This is a genomic window from Neobacillus vireti (assembly GCF_036962465.1).
Lineage (GTDB): Bacteria > Bacillota > Bacilli > Bacillales > Cytobacillaceae > Neobacillus > Neobacillus vireti_B.
In genome coordinates this window covers 1-19,755 of the sequence record NZ_JBALNF010000020.1, presented here as the reverse complement: position 1 = coordinate 19,755, position 19,755 = coordinate 1, and the positions used below count along the sequence as shown (strand labels likewise).

Sequence of the window (19,755 nt, the reverse complement as noted above, 5' to 3'; positions counted from 1 at the left end):
ATCCTGAGCAATGCTTTTTGGGAGGGAAACAGCTTGAAAGAACTTTTACAAAAGTTCGCCAATACATTTGCAAATCAGCTGGAAAAAATGACGCTTGAAGAAAACGAGCAGCGAAGTGTCAATCATCCAATAGTCTTTTTATTCTTAGGTGACTCTGTTAAAAATGCATTGAAGTCCATTATTAATATAAATGAGGAAAAATGGCATAACAGTTCAGGAGTCCTCTATTTTCACGCTTATCAAACAGACACTATTACGAATGAAAACGTATTATCCATTCAGATTCCAGGACATGGTCTTGACCGGAAGAACATTCGACGAGGTATTTATGAGGCCTTTTATCGGGATGAAAGGATACTAATTGGGTTAAATAAAACCTACCGCAGGCTGTTAACGAAAATTGCAGAATACGGGAAAGTTTATTCCTCCCTGCAGAGAATAAACCTTTGTGTAGTCACTGCCGCCCATGACCCGGCAAATATCCTCATTCAAGAGTTTACCTTATTATTGAAGAGCATTCTGCAGGAGTCCTGCAAAACAATTGAAGTGGATTTATACGGATTGTTAAAGGAAAAACCGGACGAAGACACTCATTCCCTATCCACCTCACTTGGTATTAGTTTTTTGAATGAACTAGATTCATTTCAACAGGATGATTACACTTTTGAAAAGAATCTCCATCTTATAGAAGAGGGTATGAGTTTGCCAGTCAGACATATCTCTTCCCCGCTATTTGATTTGGTGTATTTATTAAGTGATAAAAATGAATATGGAATCATTTCAAATGATGTAGACCAGAAAAACTACGAAATTATCAGTAATCTCAATTTACTAAAAAACCGAAAAATGATTACGGATTACCATGAAAGGATGGATAGTTACAATCATCAGGATTTTAAACGGGCGATCAGAGGAAACTCAAATGTACCCTTTTATGCTTCCGCCGGATTTGCAAAAGTTAACCGTCCAAATAAGGCGATTGCCTTGCATGCTGCCAGTCATTTTTTCAATGGTCTGTTAACTAATTTAAAGGAAACCTCACGTACCCATTCACGTGAAAAAATCCTTCATTTATTCGATCTGTCTGAGGCTGCATTTCAAAAATATTTTTATAAAAGTCTACCATCCCCTGATAAACTTCAAGATATGAACGGAATAATGGTTGCAGCCAATTCCTATCAACAGGTGAAAAAAATGACTGTTCGAGAAGCTGAAGAGCATTTATTTGAAGGTGCTGCGACCCGTTTCTTTGCTAGCAACTTTGAAGAACCCATTCAAGAACATTTACAGCAATTAAATATGAAAGACCATATTGAAAACTGTCTCTATGAAAATATTATCAATAATGAAAAGTATGGGTTACACTGTGCCTATTTATGGACCAAGGATTCCACTGATTCGGAAATAAGTATGATGGATGAAATTCATAATATGCTCCGTGAAACGAAAAATGAACGATTAGAGGCCGAGGCGAAACTTGAACAATATTATCAGATTACGGTTGATAATTGCGATTTCAAAAAAATTTTCCTCCCTTTTACTGATAAGAAAAACCTAACAAGTTTTTTAAAATACTTTTTCGAAGCTATCTATGGAACAAAGTATGAATTACTTAAACTTGAAGTAAGAGAAGCGGTTTTGAAGGAATATCAAAAAGTTCTTAAGGAAAATCACCAGTTTCTCCAAACAAAAATGGAATACATTGAACAAGCAATGTCGATGTTTACTCAAACTGCAGCTGAGAGTTTGTACGATTCCGATGATTATTTAGATAAAAATATTTCTGAATTCTATGGAGAAATCATCCGTACAATTACAGAAAAACTAAAAGAGAAACACGGACTATATTTTTTATCAAGCGAGCGGTTTTTCGGAAACCTACTTTCCTTGCTAGAAAACGGTCCCAAACCCTTAATTGAGCGGTTCCTCGAAATATGCAATCGTGAGGTTCTAACCCAAGAAGAATTCCATCATAGCTTTGAAGACGAACTCTTAAAAAGGGCCAATATCCGTACAAGATACGAAGATCAAGCCATTCTAACCAAAGAGGATATGTTCAAGCAATTATATAATCGCCTGCATCAAAACTCTGCCATACACATTGAAGTATTTAACTATACACAGGAGCATCGCCATGATGAGAAATATTTCTTTGGCGACTTTTACAGCAAATTCATGAATTTTGCCCTAGAAAAGGAAAATGAGACCAGGCTCTTTAAGGTTGGCTGTGCCCATGAAAAGAAATCAAGTGGCATTGAAAAACTTTCCCTTATGGGTGGTTTTCACCTAAAAGATTTAATGTACTATCGTAATGGTGAGAAATACTACAATACGTTTATTCAAAATGGCTATGAGTTTCATGCGAAATTAGTACAAACAAACTAGTATAAGAATAACAACTTGCAAGTATATCAGAACTAACCTGCTTCAAATTTGGTAAGTAATCAAAGTCAATAATAAGATTGAGGGTGACACTGGTGAACTGGGAGACCATACCTTCCCCTAATCACGAAATAAGGGATATGAGAAGTACAATAAGGGACTCGGAGCTTCATTTATCATGGTTTTGGCCAAATGCAATCGATTTTGTCTACATTTATCAGACATCGGCTGACACACTTGATGCTGTTAGTGAAATAAAAGAGAACGAACTACGGTTCTACACTCGTGAAGAATATAAAGCAAACCAAGGCTATAAAACGATCGTGAATGGGGTTGGCCGATATTTATTTCGGATATTCCCCTGCCAGAAACGTAAGGGTAAAATTATCGTCTTCAATCAGGAAAACGATAAAAACCTTATTACCATCACAGGAACAAAAGCCAAGATCTATTTTTCGATAAACTATAAAAATAAGTTCTTAAAAGCAAAAAAGATACTGAAAATGTCAATACAAACTGAACTTCCACTTGATAAGGACCTTTTGGTTTATGTCAGGAAACATGGTGGAGTCCCCAGTTCCATAGAAGATGGAATCAAGTATCCTTTTATTCGCGACTTCCCAGCTGGGAGGACGGAGCTGCTGGAACAGGAAATAGGGAAAGATGAATATATTCGAATTTTTTTTAGCAAAGGAAAACATTCAGCAGAAATCTATGAGCTGATTCCAGAATAAGGAGAGACCTTGACATGTTCGGAATACTAAAAAAAATATTTGAAAAAGCACCGCCAGAAAATGAAAAATTGCCTTATTACGATATTGTCTGTCCTTATTGTTTTGCAAAATTTCATCATGAGGATGTTGTTTTCCGTGCGACACACCATCGCGATGATGATGAGGCCTACGCCCTCCAAGAAGATGAAAAATTGAATATATACCGAGGGAAATTTGACCTTGCCCCAATCGATGAACTTGAAGCGGTTATTGATCTTTCTTCAATTCCTGAAGAAAATAAAATATACTCAGGCCGTGTAATCGTCGGACTATCTGATAAATACTCAGAGGTGACCAAAAATCGACTTTGCCCTGAATGTCACAATGATCTTCCAATAACGGCAGGAAAGTATCCAAGTAACATTATCTCTATAGTTGGGGCTACAGCTGTTGGTAAATCTGTATATATAACATCTCTCATTCATATTCTTCAGCATGTAACAGCGAACAATTTTGATGCAGCCTGTATTCCACTTGATAATGGAATTAGCAGGAGATTCAGGCAGGAATACGAAGCACCATTGTTTGAAAACAATCATTTACTACAAGCTACGGCAATTACGAAACGTCAAGAGCCGTTAATATTTCAATTTGTATTTAAAGACGAAAATCGCTCTCCACTTACCTTAGTCTTTTTTGATGTAGCTGGAGATGGCATGACTAGTAAAGAATATATTAAGAAGCAAGCAGGCCATATTAAAAATTCAGCTGGTATTTTATTTTTAGTAGATCCTATGCAAATCCGTACGATTCGCGAAAAGCTCCTTCATCAACTAGGTGATAATCCAGGTGATATTACGAACACAGCAGATGAGCCACGCGAAATTGTTCTAGCGTTATATGATGAATTCATTGCTCATCAGGAAAACAGCAAAACTGATATACCAACTGCTATTGTTTTGACAAAGAGTGACCTTTTAAATGCGCTAAAGTCTGACGATGGTGAATACATCCGCACCAATAGTAATGTGTTCAATAACGTGGTTCACCGCGAATTCCTTAACCTCGATGAATTTGAAAATATCAACGGGGAAATGAAGAGATTTCTATCAAAAGTTGACATTCCTTTCGTTAATGCAATTGATGTCTATTTTAGAGAAACTTCCTATTTTGCCGTTTCGGCTCTTGGAAGCAATCCTATTGAACAACAGGTTAGCGGTATTATTAGTCCGATTCGCGTAGATGAACCGTTCATTTGGCTTCTTTACAAATTGGGAGTTATTGAAGGGAGACATGAGTAGTGAGCGGAAAGGCCATACAGCAACAAATATATACACGTGAACGTGGTGGGATTTTTCTTTCTACCGATGGGTATGATACTGTTGCGATTTCAAAAGGTGTCGAAAAAGACTATGTGAAAAAGTACTTACATCCCTTTTGTATTTATCATTCACCCAAAGCTTTAGCCACTCGCGGGGAAAAAGACGCGTCCCTTTATCCAGAGGCTGTGACACTCTTTCAACCGGAAACCGGCGACCTGGTCATTGGTCAAGCCATATTTGTACCCGCTGATTTTACCGGGCAGCGCAGTGCCTATTTTATGCATAACTATATCGTTCCGCCGAGCCGGAAGGAAGAGTGGATAAAAGCCCCGTCGCAGCTTTTTCAAATTTCAGACTTCTCTACTTCCTATAATACGGAACTTGGTAAGGTTCTTCCCGACAAGGATACAGTAACTCATGATAAAAAGGACATTCTTTCAATTAAAGATGAGCTCCTTGAAAAATTAGGACTCTCCGAGGAATCTTTCATACAGTTGTTATTTGCTGTCATGTCATCGATTGCAGGAAAGAAAAAGGTCTTTATTTCTCTTAATGTACCAGTAAAGGATTATACAAAATATGCTCTTCAACTGTTAGAAATGCTATTACTTTACTTGCCATACGCCCATCGACGGAAAATAGGCGCTTTGACATTTACCAGCGAGCCAGAGAGCAAAAATTACATCAATGTAATATTTTATGAGCCAGGTACCTTAAATACCGATGATCGTTCGATTGAAAAGCAATTTATTTTCGATTTTACAAACAGCAGAATTTCAGGCGTTGATATCACAGGTCAGAAGCATGAGTATTTGGATTTTGCTGTAAGCAACTTTTCACAATCTAAGAGAATCGATGATTTCTTTGAGTTCGCGGAAGCGGCATTATCGGGATTACCCGAAGAGCAGAAGCTGGAAATAACTAGCTACTATCAATTAACCGATCTTTATTTAACGCTGAAATGCATTGATACTTCTATTTACAGTAAAAACAAAATCGGATTTTTGTCTGGATTGGTAAAGTTTTTGCAGGTAAATACAGATGAGAAACCTACGATGGTTGAACTTTTTCTAAAGCTTTTAAACGAAGAAAAAGTGGCTTCTGATTCGGCTTCTGCACTGGATTATATTCTTGCAGTCTTGTCCATCAACAAAATGGTAAAACGCGAAGAGGCGCTTTCTTTTATCCTAAGGACGCTTGAGTATCATAGTAACAAACCGCTTTTTCATCAACTTTGGAAAAATATTGAGCAGGACAAGCGCTGCCATGAAGATATTTTAAACTTTATTAATCAGCATGCCGTTTATGACAGACTCCTAGAGCTTTATCTAGATGAAAGATTCAGACAAGTGGTTCGCACGGAAGATATCCTACGAGAACTAAAAGTCCTGCTTGGGTCACAATACTTATTAGAAATGGAAAAGTTTAGATCTGTTGTACTCAAAAAAGTGGAAGATTCTATAAAACGTGAAAGTAATTCTTTCAAGGAAGTTCTCGCGGTTAGGGAATTTAAGATGGATTTGGGCAGCCAGGGATATATTGATTTCAAACAAAAGATGTTTAACCGGTCTGTTATAGCTTTGTTAAATACGATTCGTCCGAATGAACTTACTACCCAAGATATCAAGAACTTTGGTAAGATTTTTATTAAGCCTATAAACGTGAAAGATATGAAAGACGGTAAGGCAAAAGAGAATTATCTGATTTCAGATGCCCTTTACCAATTACTCAGCAATCCGTCTCAGGCTGAACTCTTTAATATGAATTCATTATCAAAGTCTAGTCGTAATCTGGTAAAGGATATCCTTCAGAAGAAAATGCAAAGTGACCTTTCAACTGTATATTTTCCCCTTCTGTCCATTGCATTTGGAGTTGATAATGGTGATGTTGAGTATGATGAGATATTGAAACATCTTATTCGCTACAGTGATGACAAAACGGTATTGTCCTATATTAAGTTGAATCCGAACTTAATAGGAACGAAAAGCTGCTATCGAGATACACTAAAAGATTATATTATATCAAATCAAAAAAACACATGGAAAAATAAAGCCTATCGAAAAGAATTGGAAGGAATCCGACACAGCGGTTTTAAAAATTTCCTAAAGGAAATTGAGATGGAAACAGCTAGTCCGGTTGTCAAATTCCTAAGGAAAAATGGTTTGAAACTAATGATTGCTGTGGTAATTCTTGGCGGAGCCGGCGGAGGAACCTGGTTCGGGATTGATTTCTTTTTTAAGTAAGGATGGGAAGTTTAAGGTGGTTAACAGCACCGATAGAAAAGATACTGCTGGTAAGACCACTTCTAAGGAAGATAATAAGAAGAAAGAGAGCATTCCATATGGATGCTCTTTTTTACGTTTTGTTATCCTAGTAACGATTACTTTAGACTTCCGCAATTAGCGCGGTATGCTTTTATTTGCCCTTGGCGGCATTCTTTGGTACTCACGATGGCAGTTTTTTTCCTCTCCTAACGGGCTTTTATATCATCTAGGCAAAAAAAAAGCAGCTAATTGTTGCTTTTTTTTCTATACAGCTATTTGATGGAGCACCTTATTTTTAGAAGTCCCTTAACTTGCCGGTAGTTCTTCCTGAGTAAATTTTCCATTGATAATCGAAAGTTTTGTTTCAGGGACACCCTTCACATTGATGACATTATTTTTTTGTTCGACACCTTTGCCATAGCCGCTCCATTCTTCTTTAGCACTTCCATTTGGCTGGATGGATATCGCTTTAACCTCTGAGATACCTAGAGCTCCATCATCGGGCAAATTAAAAACAAGCAGAGCGAGTAGCCCATCATTCGATGTAATCGTAAAGAATGAATCAATATATGAGTCTATTTCTGTTAAACTACTTTTATATTCTGGAGATTCCCAAACATTTGTCCATTCACCAGTTTTGCCTTTGGACATAACTTCAATTTTTACGGCGCCAGAAGACTCGTCTCGTTTTTGTGCTGTAGCAATGAGTGTATATTCAGTACCTGACAGCTTAATTGGAGCTTGTTTAATTATCACCCATCCAGAAAATAAAGGTGCGAATTGGCTTAAGTGAGCTTTTTTATTTAAAGGATCTTTTTTATCTGCTGCCTTATCAGTTACCACAGCAACAGCTTTCTTATCGGTCTTGCTAATTTCTTTTGAAGATTCTTTAGATCCTCCCCACATCCATCCTAGGGTTAAAATGATCATCAGAATTGCAGTTCCTACAAACCATTTCTTCAAAGTGCCACTGTTTTGAACAACTTTAGTAATTCCGGAGGCAGGTATCGGTGCAGCCACATTTTCTTCCTCTTGACTTTCTTTAACCTGTTCCCCAAAAACAGTCTTGGAGGATTCACCATTATCAACTAATCCCGGCTTAGGTATGGCCAGTCTAGAGAGTACCCACTCCTTAAGTTCTTCGATACTATCAAAGCTTAAGCCGTCAAAATAATCGGCAGGAATCTCCGAGTGGTTTTTTAAAATGGTTAAAACACTCTTTATTTCTTCCTGAATGGTCATCTTTTTTTCTGGATGAAAAACTGACCTCTCTCCCGCACCATAAAGCCTAATATCTCCACTTTCCTTTATCCAGATATTAAACCTTGTAATTTTCCCGAAATAAATCTTATGATGATGCAGATGAACAATCGCCTCGATTAACTGATCAATTTGTCTGCCAATTAGAATTTGTCCTTTTTCTAATAAACTTCCTTCGATTCCTTCCATGACGACAAAGGGTTTATCATCCAGAATATCTATCTGCTTTAAAGCAGGAAGATACTTGTAATTCGTAATAGTTGTACCATACTTACGATATAACTCATTCCATGAATCTCGATACTCGACATAATTCATTAATCGTAGGATTCCAGTCTCTGTTGTTTCCTTATTTTCAACAAAATGGACAGTTAAATCCCCGCCAGTTTGAATATCTTTTATAATTTCATATTGTTTAATATTAGCCATCTTCACTGCTCCCTATTTACTTAAAAGGGCATTACTTCCCAGTCTGACTATTTTTCAATCTAAATTTAAATTCAACCCGTCTAGACTGCTCACGATCAACCTTACCATTAACGTACTTAAGCTGGCTTTCTGAACGGCCATTTGCGGTTATATCCTTTGTCACCTGTGATTTATAAGGAAAGTCGCCGAATTCATCGCTTAAAATGTATTTCACCACGCTAAATGCTCTACGCTGAGATAAATCCAAATTATACATATAATCGCCTTTATCGTCTGTATGACCCTCAACAACAACCTCTGCAATATTATCCTTGTATTTACCGTACAGAGTACTAAAATAGATAGGAATAAACGCATGTAGTCTTTGCTGAAATTCAGGCTTTATAACGTCTTTTCCCTCTTCAAATAACAAGTCATCCTTAAATTTAATTGCACCTGTATCCTTATCAATCGAGATCCCAAGATTTTTTTCTTTAAACTTTGTTTCAAGGTCATCTACAATATCTTTTTGAATATACGATAACATCTCAATCTGCTTTTCTTTTTCAGCAATTTGTTCAGCCTGCTTGTTAATTTCCAACTGACTTTCCTTTACCTTTTCCTGCATAGCCTTCGTATCTTTATTAATACTTATAATAACAGCCACAAATATAATTAAGATTACCAACAGGATGGTTGAAAGCAAATCGGTAAAAGTAGGCCAGAAATTTGATTCCTCGTCACGGCCATTTATGAGTCTTTTATAATTGTCCTTCATAACCTTCAAATCCTTTTCCTAATAGTTTAATCGTCTTATAGTGTATTGGGAAGGTCTTAACCATTAACTTTTAACGAGAAGGTCCTTTTGAGCCGTTGGAAAATCAGATGGATTTAATTTACCGATCAATTCATTTGTACCTCTAAGCAGATCTGTAAGTTCCCCCAGACTTTTTTGTAATGCATTATCTGAACCCTTGGCATATTGCTGGATGGCTTGAGTTAGTACTTTCGTTTGGTTTTTGTATGTCTCGCCATTCGCACCGATTAGTTTTTCAATTTTCTCTGTGATTTCAGTGAGCTTTTGATTAGTAGTAAAATAGGTTTCCATCTGTTTTAAAATAGCACCAAAAGAATCTTTAACCTCATTAGTTTGTCCGTTTAGCTCTTTCAGCTGTTTTAAAAAGCTGGAATGGCTTTTTTTCACTTGCTTATCAATGGATTCTGCAAGTTCCTTGTTTACATCGACTTGTAAATCACCCTGACTTACGATAAGAGAGATCTGTGCTGAAGTAGTCTCGAGGAAATCATTCATATCATTAAAGCCCTTTTGAACTTCTTTTTGAACATTAGCAAATAAGGTTTCAAAAGACTTTTGTACCTTTTCATTGTTTTTGACAATACCGTCCATATTTCTTGATTGGTACCCTGCAAAGGTTCGAATCTCATTAGCTGTTTGTTCAAAGGACTCTTTCATTCCATTATATAAATCTGTTTGATTATTAAAATAGGTAAATAAATTAGTAAAATCATCATGTATAAGGGCTGCCTTTTGATTAAACATTTCAGTAATGGCTTTCATATCTTTAAACATGCTGCTGACAGCAAGCGTATTTTCATGAAAATCTTTGTTAAATTGAATTAAATTATCGGTGGCTGTTTTAAAATCTTTCGAAAAATGAGCCACATCCAAAAAGGCCCTTCCTGTGTTATGGACCGCATTTTTAACTTCCCCAAGGGCTTCTACAACATAGTAATCAGACGTCTTTTGGTCCTTTTGCTGCATATAGTTTTCTATTTTGAGGATGACTTGTAAAAACAATTGTTCTGAATTTCTATATTTTGAATGCAGATTTATTACAATAGAGAATAGAATACCTCCGATACTAGTGAAAAAGGCGGTATGAACCCCTGCTAATATTTCTAAGATAGAACTGTCAATGTTATCCGGTTTTAAACCAGATAAAGAGAAAACAAGACCTACAAATGTTCCAAGAACCCCTACGAGTATAGAGATAGAGGCATACGTATGGATTAATTTCATTCTTTTTACTATATTAATATTTTCACCTATTTGATGCTCGGACATAAACATTTCAATAAAAGAAGATATACTTAGCTGTGCTTTCGTTTTATCTTTCTTAGCAATATAGGTATTCCAAATCGTTGACGCTAACTGATTTGACTCTGGATCTTTAGTTAAATATTGATCCTGATTTCTTAAATAGGCATATATGAAATTATTGCTGTTGATGGAGAAGGTAGCAATCGTTCCAAGTATAATATAGACTGCCAGAACTATAAATTCATTAGAGCCAAGTTTTGAAACCCCTCCACTTACATAATAAATAAATAACAATAGAGCTGGTAAATACATTAAAATAGGCAAAAAAGGTTTTTTCATTATGCTGTCCCACTCCCAAAAGATTATATAAAGTCATTAACATTTAAGTACGCTTAGTTCAATTGTACCAGAAAAAATATAACATTAGGGAGAAACTTACATTTTTAGCCTACCAATAATTGCTTATCTACAGTAATTAATTTTAGTTTAATTTGGCATAGATCTTATGGCAAATAGACCACTAGAACCTTCCTAGTAGTCCCTCTCAGAAGCGAACGTGAACTTCTCGACCCATCAACTCCCACAGCTTATTTTCGTGGTTATCTTTCCTAGCTCATCTTTACAATATACAATTCCTGTCTTAGTTGGATGTAGTTCAAGCTTACATTCGTTATCCTATTGTTTTATGATTCAAGCACCTTCATTGCCTCTTGCCTCTTCTTCTTAATACATACCCCTTCCCCATATTTTTGGGTTTAATAAATCAGGATGAGAACTGGCATAGTGGTAACTTCAGCCTATACATGGATTTCCCCCTTATTTACCAATCGTAACCCTGGGCACTTCTCTCTTGTAGACTTCTTTCTAAACGTCCAACTTTATCATTCTAGGGAGTACAGCTTGGGAATATAATGACAACAATTGGGATGGGCTTGGAGGTTGTTCCATTTTAGAGATCGATACTGCTAATGGAGGTGCTACCACATGTTTAGAAAGACAATTAGTAGTTTCATCATACTGGCGGTTATTGTCTGCAGCATTAGTTATCTTAATGTACGCGCGGCAAGTCCGTTACATTCCACCTCACGAATGGAAGGAATGCTAGTTGTGGACGTAAGTAATTCCATGAGAGACAGCGATCCGAATAATATCAGTAAGGAAGCGATGAAGATGTTTATCGATATGTCATCGCTCGAAGGAGATAACATCGGGGTCGTTGCCTACTCGGACGAGGTAATGCGAGAAAAGTCGCTCGTAAAAATCGGCTCGGAACAAGATAAAAAAGAATTGAAGTCGTTCATCGATTCACTTGAGAAATACTCCTACACTGACTTATCCACTGGGGTTTCTGAGGCGATTAAGATGCTGGAATCCAGCTATGAAAAGGATTTTACCCCATTGATTGTCCTGCTGGCGGACGGAAATAACGAACTGAATCCGAGAAAGTCCAAAACGATTTCGCAGGCGGATCAAGACCTCCAATCAGCGGTCAGTCAGGCTAAAGCCAAAGGCTTCCCCATTTATACGATTGGCTTGAACGCGGATGGGAAGCTCAATAAGGAAGTCCTGACGAACGTGGCGGTCAGTACAAATGGGAAATTCTTTGAGGCCACATCAGCGGAGCAGCTTCCTAAGATCTTAAGTGAAATCTTTGCCCGGCATTTTAAATTAAAGATTGTTCCGGTTTCACAACTAATTGGTACTGGCGCCTATCAGGATATCAAGATTACCGTGCCAAATGAAAATGTCCGGGAAGCCAATATCTCCCTTATGTCTGATCAGACTGTGGAGATTCAACTGATGAATCCTTCGGGAAAAGTAGTGGAGATTCCATCTGATCAGGTCGTGCTAACGAAATCAAGAACCTATTCGATGGTCAAGCTGCTGAAACCCGTTCAGGGGGATTGGATCTTGAAGGTCAAGGGCGTCCCACACGATAAAATCGATATCAATCTTATCTTCAACTATGATTTACAGTTGAAATTGGCGGCCCTTGCCAAGGAGAGCTACAAAGCTGGTGACACCGTTCAAGTTCAGGCCTTCTTTGAGGACGACAGTGAAGTCCTTAAGGATCAAGCTTTTTATCACTCGATGAAAGGTACATTGTTAGTCAGGGATCTCGATAAAGGAAAAACAGAGGAGTTTTCGTTAGAACCTGGAACTAGCGGATTTTCGGGTGCGTTTAAGCTTGGCAGTGCTTCTGCCTATGAAGTGACCGTGAAAGCTGAAGATAACAGCTTCTTCCGGCAGACGATCCCGCAGAAAATTACGTTGAAAACAGCACCCGAGGCCCCTGTAAATGAGAAACCGAGCAGCGTTTCGGGCGATGATGGCAAATCCTTCCCCTGGCTTCCAATCGGCGGAGTTGCCGCGGGTGTCCTCGTGCTTGCTGGACTCGCTTCCCTCCTTTGGTCAAAATTAAAGAGCAGAAACCGCAGGTTCAGCGGGCAGATGGTCATTGAAGTCAAGGACGAAGAAACCGGGGAACGGATCAGCCCGCAATATAAAAAATTGAAATTCTTTAAGGGGAAGTTCCGTCTCCATCAACTCTTATCCCTAACACCGGAGTTTGCGGAAACGGAAAAAATCAGCTTTAAACCACTCGCCAATGACTCTTTATTACTGATCAATCACTCTAATTGCACCATAGAAAAAAACGGCCGGGCGATCAATGCCCAAAAAGGCCTCACGATCAAACGAAACGACCGCCTGCGCATCATACCAAAGAAAGTCAATAAATCTATCTACATTGAGTATATTTCATAAGGTGACAGGCACCGTTTCTAACACCGAGGGAGGAATAATGATGAAAGCTAGTGTAAGAGAGCATATTCAGCAGTTGGATGTTTCGTTAGGCGGAGGGATTATTTCGGAGAAGATCCGTGTCGCTACGATCGAGAATCCCATGCTTGTCATCGGTCTTGGGGGAACAGGGATTGATGCCTTACTCAGGCTCAAATATCAGGTGAACCGCCGCTTTAAGCTGCCTCAGGATCCTTTATCGAAGAAGAAGAAGGAAAAACCCAACAATATTGAGTTCCTGGCCTTTGAAACCAATGAATACGACCGCTACAAAACATACAAAGGGATTGGTCTTGATCCCAATAAGGAGTTCGTCCTACTCTCTAACCCTGAGATTGGCGGCCTGCTCCAAAACCGCAGCACACTCGAGCCCTGCATTAAGGAGTGGCTGTCACCGGAATTATCGATCACCGATGGAATCAGCGGAGCCTCTGGTGTCCGCCAGGCCGGCCGGCTGCTTCTATTTACAAAGATCAACCAAGTGGTCCAAACGATGGAACGAAAAATCGAGTCGGTCCTCGAAGGAACCAATAAACGGCTATATGTGTTCATTTTGACCGGTGTCTCAGGAGGCACTGGCAGCGGATGTTTTCTTGATATTGCCTACATCACGCGCGGGATCATGGAGCGAAAGTTTGGTCCGACCGGTATCGATAAAGTCAGCATGCTTGGCTATCTATTCATGCCGGATGTAAATCTGTCCAAACGCGGCCTTAGTTCCCACACAGTCGAATATATCGAGAAAAATGGCTATGCAGCCCTAAAAGAACTTGATTACTGGATGAATTGTGATGAACGAAATGAACGTTTCAAAATGAAATATGGCAGCATTTTAGACGTCAACTCCCCTATGCCGCCGTTTAATCTTTGCCATTTCATCTCAGGAACGAATCTGGAGGGGAAATGGCTGGAAAATGCCTATGATTACTGCATGAATGTCACCGCTGAAAATATTACCAACTTCATGGCCAACGAAGATAAGAAATCAAGTGAAGAATTTGCAATCCATGACTATATCAGCAATATCCGCACCAATATCGCCCAAATGCCAAAGCCCTATGCTGCCAACTACCAATACAATATTATCGGTGCCTCAATGGCTGAAATACCAGTTGAAGAAATGACCACGTATATCGGCTTTAAACTATTTGAAAAAATGAAAAAGATGTTTGAGGCGGAACCGGACCAAAATGATGTGGAAAGGTTTGCGGAAAAGCTGCGGATTGACCCTGACTCCATCCATCAGCGGTTCAATGAACGTGTACCGGAGCCCCTCTCAGGGCACGAGCACAGTGAACGTTTTTCCTATAACAACGTTATTAAATCAGCCGTGATTAATCTTGATGAAGAGCTAGAGAGAGACTATTTAGGAAAGGCGAAAGAACAATACCGGAAATGTAAAAAGCAGCTGCCAAATGAGAGCCTTGAGGAATTCCGGCGCCATATGGAGCGAATCTTTCTGAGTCCTGAAAAGGGTCCGATCTATGCATCGAGGTTAATCTACGCCAATGACAGTACCAGTTTGTTAAAAACCTTAAAGACCTATATCGTGCGATTGCGGGATCGGTTGGAACACCTCCCGCGTGCCATTCAATCGGAACAAGATTACGCCTATAGCAAGCTCGAGGAGGCAAGGAGTGCATTCCTCTCCAAAGACCGCAAGAAGAATGCCTATATCGAAGCAAAATTAAACGAATTCGCTGCTAGGGCAGAAAAAGCAAGACTCGAAGAAATGATGGAATTTTATGAGGAGCTGTACCAGCTACTTTACAACCAGAACAACAAAATATATGAAGTCTATCAAGAAATCTTATTAACCTTGAAAAATATCTTTGAAAAAAATGCCGGTATATTAATAGAAAAAGAGGAAATCAATCAGGATGCCCCCCTCACCTATTATTGGCATTTGGTCAGTATTCCTGATACCTCCCCAGAGATTCAGCGAATGTTTGATTCGAAGGATGGCGAATTACTGCTTCAGAAATGGTCAGAAATGCTCCTTGAAAAATCAGCCTACTGGATTAAAGAACAAGATGTTGATGTGGTCGGCACTGTGTCTGAGTTTCTCACCGACCAGTTCGGAGATTTAATCACGAAATCGATGGAAGACTTTCTGCGTCTGAAGTACGGCGAGGATAAACCAATTGATAAAATTATTGAAGAAAAAATCGCTGCCCGCTTGGACCGCGATGCCCTGCCAGTCTTCCACCTTGCTAATAGCAATGGCCAGCTCCACTTCCCGCAATGGGGGTTTGTGAGCGTGCCAGTAAAAGCTCCAAATATTTATAACGGGATTAAAAATTTTGAAAAACACTCGTTAAGCCATTCCCGCTTCACTATTAAAGAAAGCGAGCTAAGAAATCGAATTTTCTGGTTAAATACAAAAAATGGGATTCCCCTATTTGCCTACTCGCCTTTAAAAATTTACGAGGCATCCTATGAAAAGACGATATTAGAAAAAGAGGGAGTGGGCCGGCACCTGGTGCAGACAGAGAAAGAAAACTGGCTCTACCTTCCCTCACCCATCCCGGAAAAATCCTGGGGAGATACGTATCAAAACCTTCGTGTGGAAGAATACAATGCCGGGATACGGGCTTTATTCGATCAAGCATTGGTATTCGGCTGTATCACGGTAAAAGAAGACAAACGGAATACCAGCGCCAAATACCGTTGCCATTTTACAAAGGAGTTAAACAGAAGAGCATTTTTTACCAAGTATGAGATTGACCTAAACAAGCTGGATAGAGCCAGTCTTGGAAACTTAAATCAAGTGTTAAGAAAGCTAAAAGAATGGTCTGCAGGCGGCATGGATCCTGATGGCAGCTGCGACATTTTTGGAAGCACAAACTTAGAAATGGCAAAAGAAAACTTTATTCGTTCCCCTAAGTTGATTGAAAAAATAAAACTAGAGGTTCGAAAATACCAATTTATACAAGACATGATCACGGAAATTGAAAAATTCATCTCCTTACAAAAAGAGAATGAAAAGCTTAAAAACTTGTATATTCAGGCCATTTACACCCATACGATTAAAAAACGCGGGGCCCTTTACGTTTACGATCATGGATTGGAAGAAGATGCGTGGGAGCCGCTGGTGAATCTAATGAAGACCACAAAATTCGTCGACTATGAGATCTTTCAGGTATTCAAGGCATTAACCCCAAAAGAAATAGCCCAGCTTGAAAAAAGATCGGATCAGCGGAGCCATGAGTTAATCGAACAAGAAAGCGCGGCACAGTTAATCTTTGCCTTCGAACAAATGGCAGACACCTTTCAAAGAGAAAAAGAAGATCTTGATTATGAATACAAGGATTTGGTCAATGGCGAGGAAGTGTACAGCTTCTATAAAGAGATGATGATAAAGGTGCAGGAAATGCTTAGACAGCTTAAGTCGTAAGAAAAGCGGAAGCGCCTTGACCAGGGGCGCGAGGCTACAGACGAGCCGGCGAGAAGGCTGCCCTTTAGCCTTCTTGACGGATTGGCTTAGACCTAAGAGCCCCTAGGCGCGGAGCTAGACAATTCTCAAAGTAATTTTAGAAGGCCGCACGCATTTCGATGTATGTGGCCCCGCCTCATTTCATGTTTTCAAGGAGGGATACACCTGTGCGAGATCTATTACAAAAATATGCCGATTCCTTCTCTATCAAACTCGAGAGAATCAGTCAATCCGAAAATGTACAGCGCAGTGTTAATTATCCGATTGTCTTTTTATTTTTGGGCGACCTCGTTAAGGATGCCTTATTAGCGATCAAAAAGATGAATAAGGAAAAATGGCATAACAGTAATGGAATCTTATATTTTCATGCCTATCAAACCGAAACCATCCTCGCTGATAATCTTTTTTCAATCCAGCTGGCCACTAATGGGTTCGATCGCCAATCACAACGGAAAGAGCTGGCAGAGACTTTTTACCAGGATGAAACGATGCTGATCGAATTGAATAAAACCTTTCGGAAGCTTACATCAAAGCTAGCTGACTATGGAAGGGCCTTTTCTTCGCTCCAGAAAGTAAACCTTTGCGTGGTAACAGCCATTCATGACCCGGCAAATATCCTAATCCAAGAATTCACCCTTCTTCTAAAAAGCATTCTGCAAGAATCGTTTCGAATCGTGGAGGTGGATTTATATGGGCTGTTAATGGAAAAACAGGACGGCGAAAACTTTGCCCTAACCACTTCGCTTGGAATCAGCCTCCTAAAAGAGGTAGATGATTACCAAAAGAATGATTATCATTTCGAAAAGGACCTTCAGCTGACAGAGGATCATTTAAGATTGCCTGTTTGCCATCCCCCCTCCCCGCTCTTTGACATGGTCTATTTATTAAGTGATAAAAATGAGAATGGCTTAATAGGGGATGAAACCCTTCAACAAAACTATGAACTAATCAGTCATCTGAACCTGTTAAAGAATCGCAAAATATGGACCGAGCATCATGAAAAAATGAATAGTTATTCCCACCAATCCTTTAAGCGGGCAATGAAGGGGAATGCAGGCGATCCTGTTTATGCATCTGCCGGATTTGCGAAGGTAACAAGGCCCAATAAAGCCATTTTACTGCACGTTGCGAGTCAATTTTTCCAAGAGTTTTTAAAGACCCTAAAAAAACAAAGCAAACAACCTAGAGAGAAAGTCCTACAGCTCTTCGATTTATCTGAGTCTTCTTTTCAAAAATATTATGAGCACTTCCTTCCTCCAGCAGACCGGCTTTATGATATGCATGAATTAATGAGGGTCTGCAATTCCTATCGGGCCGTACGTAAACTGTCACTGAACGAAACAGAAGAATTCCTTTACGAAGGTGGCACGGAGACGTTCTTTTACCAGAACTTCGAAGAACCCGTACATGAGTTTTTACAGGTTTTGGACCTAAGGGAGCAAATTGAATGGTGCTTTTATGAAAATATCATTAATCATGAACAGTACGGAATTTATTGCGCCTATAGTTGGACAGCGGACAATGTTCACTCTGAGTCAAATGTTATGGCTGCGATTAGCCATATTTTAGAAGAAACAAAAGAAGAACAGCTTAGACTTAAAGAACATTTGGAACTTACTTATCAGCAAATTGTGGATCATTGTGAGTTTAAAAAAAGCCTTCTGCCATTTTCAAGCAAGAAAAACCTGACCAGTTTCCTGGAATACTTTTTCGAGGAAATCTATGGGACCAAATACGAACTGTTAAGGCTTGACGTGAAATTGGAGATTTTAAATCAATACCGAACGGTCCTCAAAGGACTGCACCGCACATTGCAGCCTAAGATTAGACTGATGAACAAGGTAGATACCTTCCTGAAAAAGACCGCGGCGGATAGTTTGTTTGATTCCGATGATGATTTAGACAAGAATATTGCCCAATATTATTCAAGAGTGAATGATTTGATTAGCATAAAGCTAAAGGAAAAACGAGGGCCTCATTTCTTTTTGAATGAACGGTTTTTTAAAAACCTTTATGGTTATCTAGAAGACGATCAACCTGAAATCCTTTTGGAGCGGCTGTTGGTTGTCTGCGACCGGGAGATCCTAACCCATGAAGAATTCCACCGCACCTTTGAAGATGAACTGCTAGAAAGAGCTAATGTGATAACTGATTATGAGAACAGGGAGATTCTCTCTAAAGAGGAATTGTTTCAAAAGTTATATCGTCGATTGGACGAAAGTTCGTCCATCCATATTGAAGTGTTCAACTACACCCAAACGAACCGTTATGAAGAAAAGTATTACTTTGGCGATTTTAACAGCCAATTTCTGCGATTTGCCATGGACAAAGATCTTGGGATGCAATGGAAGGTCGGCTGTGCCCATGAAAAGAAATCAAGTGGGATTGAGAAGCTCACCCTCATGGCAGGCTTTACCCTAAAAGATCTTATGTTTTACCGCAATGGAGAAAAGTATTATAAGAAATATATTGAAAATGGATATGAATTTCACACAAAAGCGGAAGCGTCCGTTTAGCGGCGTATGGACTGGAGCGCGTCGACTGAGATAAAGGAAACACGGAGAGCGCCAGCGATCCGATGTTGACTTATCGTAGGGAGAAGTGCGAAGTCCACTAGCCGCTGGACGCTGGAGCTAGACGGTTACTAAAGTTAACGTCCTTTACTATTTTATTTTTCCAAAGCGGAAGCGTCCGTTTAGCGCACGACAGGACTGGAGCGCGTCGACTGAGAAAAGCTCTGCACCCGTGAGGAATATAAATCTAACAAGGTGCTCTTATTTAAATTAGAAACAATGGAGCAGATTACTCTCCAGATTTTCCCTAGGAAAAAAGTAGACAATCATCTGACTGTCTTTCGTCGTGATAATGATCAAAAATCGTATGTATATCAACGGTTCATGGGCAAAGGTTTATTTTTCAATCAAACAATCCTTCTGGAAATCGTAATAAAGAAACATGAGTTTGTTGGAATTTTCCTCAAAAAGAAAAGATGTAGCTCAAGCCCTCGAGCATTATAAAAAAGAATGGTATAGACCCCTTTTAAAGCTTTTTTAAAAGACAAAAAAGGGCAGCTACATTTAGCTGTCCTTTTCCGTGCCTGGCAACG

The 19,755-nt window shown here is 39.2% G+C and carries 11 protein-coding genes; 8 read left to right on the top strand and 3 right to left on the bottom strand.

Annotated features, from left to right (window positions below):
* The first annotated feature begins 33 nt into the window (after positions 1-33).
* The 5 genes from V7077_RS08570 (at position 34) to V7077_RS08550 (ending at position 6,820) form a co-directional block, all read left to right on the top strand.
* Positions 34-2,385, top strand: a complete 2,352-nt coding sequence (locus V7077_RS08570; RefSeq protein ID WP_335500408.1) for a hypothetical protein — start codon at positions 34-36, stop codon at positions 2,383-2,385.
* 137 nt (positions 2,386-2,522) lie between these two features.
* A complete protein-coding gene (locus tag V7077_RS08565) occupies positions 2,523-3,116 on the top strand; it encodes a beta-mannanase (RefSeq protein ID WP_335500406.1) in 594 nt (197 codons plus the stop codon).
* A gap of 14 nt (positions 3,117-3,130) precedes the next feature.
* Complete coding sequence (locus V7077_RS08560) at positions 3,131-4,396, top strand: TRAFAC clade GTPase domain-containing protein (protein WP_335500404.1); 1,266 nt, start codon at positions 3,131-3,133, stop codon at positions 4,394-4,396.
* Positions 4,396-6,660 carry a hypothetical protein gene (locus V7077_RS08555; protein WP_335500402.1) on the top strand — a complete coding sequence of 755 codons (2,265 nt, stop codon included), beginning with the start codon at positions 4,396-4,398 and terminating at the stop codon, positions 6,658-6,660. The genes V7077_RS08560 and V7077_RS08555 overlap by 1 nt, the downstream gene beginning before the upstream one ends.
* A gap of 16 nt (positions 6,661-6,676) precedes the next feature.
* On the top strand, positions 6,677-6,820 hold the full coding sequence (locus tag V7077_RS08550) for a hypothetical protein (RefSeq protein WP_335500400.1): 144 nt from the start codon (positions 6,677-6,679) through the stop codon (positions 6,818-6,820).
* A gap of 167 nt (positions 6,821-6,987) precedes the next feature.
* Here the strand turns inward: V7077_RS08550 and V7077_RS08545 are convergent, their stop codons facing one another.
* The 3 genes from V7077_RS08545 to V7077_RS08535 form a co-directional block, all read right to left on the bottom strand.
* The gene (locus V7077_RS08545) at positions 6,988-8,370 is read right to left on the bottom strand and encodes a hypothetical protein (protein WP_335500398.1); all 1,383 of its coding nucleotides are present in this window, start codon (positions 8,368-8,370) and stop codon (positions 6,988-6,990) included.
* 31 nt (positions 8,371-8,401) lie between these two features.
* Entirely contained in the window at positions 8,402-9,127 is a 726-nt protein-coding gene (locus V7077_RS08540; RefSeq protein WP_335500396.1) for an OmpA family protein, read from the bottom strand.
* Positions 9,128-9,190: 63 nt separating this feature from the next.
* Complete coding sequence (locus V7077_RS08535) at positions 9,191-10,750, bottom strand: MotA/TolQ/ExbB proton channel family protein (RefSeq protein WP_335500394.1); 1,560 nt, start codon at positions 10,748-10,750, stop codon at positions 9,191-9,193.
* A 645-nt stretch (positions 10,751-11,395) separates the two neighbouring features.
* Here V7077_RS08535 and V7077_RS08530 point away from each other — a divergent pair.
* The 3 genes from V7077_RS08530 to V7077_RS08520 all read left to right on the top strand — a co-directional run bounded on the left by V7077_RS08530 (position 11,396) and on the right by V7077_RS08520 (position 19,165).
* Positions 11,396-13,177, top strand: a complete 1,782-nt coding sequence (locus tag V7077_RS08530; protein WP_335500392.1) for a vWA domain-containing protein — start codon at positions 11,396-11,398, stop codon at positions 13,175-13,177.
* A gap of 40 nt (positions 13,178-13,217) precedes the next feature.
* Complete coding sequence (locus tag V7077_RS08525) at positions 13,218-16,610, top strand: tubulin-like doman-containing protein (protein WP_335500436.1); 3,393 nt, start codon at positions 13,218-13,220, stop codon at positions 16,608-16,610.
* Between the two features lie 206 nt (positions 16,611-16,816).
* Positions 16,817-19,165 carry a hypothetical protein gene (locus V7077_RS08520; protein WP_335500390.1) on the top strand — a complete coding sequence of 783 codons (2,349 nt, stop codon included), beginning with the start codon at positions 16,817-16,819 and terminating at the stop codon, positions 19,163-19,165.
* The last annotated feature ends 590 nt before the right edge of the window (positions 19,166-19,755 follow it).